Origin of the sequence: Trebonia sp. (assembly GCF_049794275.1) — a bacterium.
GTDB lineage: Bacteria > Actinomycetota > Actinomycetes > Streptosporangiales > Streptosporangiaceae > Trebonia.
Genome location: NZ_JBARCR010000490.1, coordinates 1 through 2,012, shown reverse-complemented (window position 1 = coordinate 2,012; position 2,012 = coordinate 1). Strand labels below are relative to the sequence as shown.

1 protein-coding gene and 1 pseudogene are annotated in these 2,012 nt (G+C 71.7%); one reads left to right on the top strand and one right to left on the bottom strand.

Annotated features, from left to right (window positions below):
• Positions 1 to 276: pseudogene (locus tag WA805_RS13330) on the bottom strand (hypothetical protein); the annotation flags it as partial.
• Positions 277 to 392: 116 nt separating this feature from the next.
• Between WA805_RS13330 and dnaG the strand changes: the two are divergent.
• A partial coding sequence (dnaG, locus tag WA805_RS13325) for a DNA primase (RefSeq protein WP_425242490.1) occupies positions 393 to 2,012 on the top strand: 1,620 nt, incomplete at its 3' end.

Genomic DNA, 2,012 nt, shown 5'->3' with positions numbered 1-2,012 from the left:
GGTCCGCACGGCCGGCGCCTGCGCGGCCAGCCCCGCGATGAACGGGTCCACGTGCCGCCGCGGCTCAGGCACCCCTGCCAGCGTCAGTGTCTCCAGGACGATCGCGCGGTCGGTGCGGCCCGCCATCGGCGCCGTCGTCTCCAGCGACCGCCCGAACAGCTGCAGGAACACCACCGAGTACATGTCGGCGCCGACCCCGCCGGCGTTCAGCAGAGTGCCATCGACATCCCAGAGCACAAGAAGATCCCGCGCCGCACCGCCGGACGTATCCCCCACGAGGCACAATCGTAAATCCGCGGGGTCATGGGAGGCGCAACCGCCCATTCGAAGACACCGTGTCCGCCACCCGCGACCTAACCAGCGCGCGCCGCCCCACGGCATAGACTCCCCCTATGCCAGGTCGGATTCGCCAGGAAGACATCGCCGCGGTCCGAGAGCGGTCAGCCATCGCCGACGTGGTGGGGGAGTACCTGCAGCTGCGCCCGGCGGGCGGCGGCTCGCTCAAGGGACTGTGCCCGTTCCACGACGAGAAAACGCCGTCGTTCAATGTGACGCCAGGGAAAGAGCTCTACTACTGCTTCTCCTGCACCGCGGGCGGCGACGTCATCAAGTTCGTCCAGGAGATCGAGCACCTGTCGTTCGCGGAGGCGATCGAGCGCCTGGCGGCGCGCGCGGGCGTGGAGCTCCGCTACGAGCAGGGCGGCTACGTGCCCGGCCAGGAGACCAGCCAGCGCCGCCGGCTGATCGATGCGCACCGCGCTGCCGTTGATTTTTATTCCGAACGGATCCGTGGTGACTCCGCCTCCGCCGCCCGGGCCTTCCTGGCTGAGCGGGGCTTTGAGCTGTCCGACGCCGAGCGGTTCGGTGTCGGGTACTCCCCGGCGGCGTGGGACGAGCTCACCAGGCACCTGCGCGGCCGCGGGTTCACCGACGAGGAGCTGCTCAAGGCGGGCCTGGCCAGGCAGGGCAGGCGCGGCCTGATCGACATGTTCCGCGGTCGGCTGATGTGGCCGGTGCGGGACCTGACGGGGGAGACGATCGCGTTCGGTGCCCGCAAGCTCGACCCGGATGACGACGGCCCCAAGTACCTGAACACGCCGGAGACCGCGCTGTTCAAGAAGGGCCACGTGCTGTACGGGGCGGACCTGGCGAAGCGGGAGATCGCGCACCGGCGGCAGGCGGTGATCGTCGAGGGGTACACCGACGTGATGGCCTGCCACCTGTCCGGGGTGCCGACCGCGGTGGCGACCTGCGGCACCAGCTTCGGCGAGGACCACGTCAAGGTCCTGCGCCGGCTGATCATGGACACCAACGGCAGCGACGGCGAGGTGATCTTCACCTTCGACGGGGACGCGGCCGGGCAGCGGGCCGCGCTGCGCGCGTTCAGCCTGGAGGAGAAGTTCGTCACCCAGACGTTCGTCGCCGTGCAGCCGGACGGCCTCGACCCCTGCGACCTGCGGCTCAAGCACGGCGAGGGCGCGGTGCGCGACCTCGTCGCCAGGCGCGTCCCGCTGTTCGAGTTCGCCATCAAGAGCGCGCTGGCCAAGCACGACCTGGACACCACCGAGGGCCAGCTCGCCGCTCTCGACGAGGCCGCGCCGATCGTCGGGCGGATCAAGGATCCCGGGCGCCGGGCCAGGTACGCGGTGAACCTGGACCGCTGGCTCGGGCTCATGGACGAGCGGTTCGTGCTGGACAGGGTCCGCCAGCACGCGGGTGGCGGCCGGGGCGCCGGACGAGACGGCCGCGACCGTTCTGTCGACCCGTCGACCGCGCGGGGCGCGGACGGCCAGCGGGGCGCGGACGGGCAGCAGGGCAGACCCTACGACCGGTCGGACCCGGTGCTGCGGGTGGAGCGAGAGGCGCTCAAGCTGGCGGTGCAGTGGCCGGCGCTGTGCGGCCCCGAGTTCGACGCGCTCAGCGCGGCGGCATTCACCGTTCCGGTGCACGGCGCGGTGGCCGGGCTGGTCGCCGGCTGCGGCGGCGTGGTCAGCGCCGGCCGGGCCAGGGAC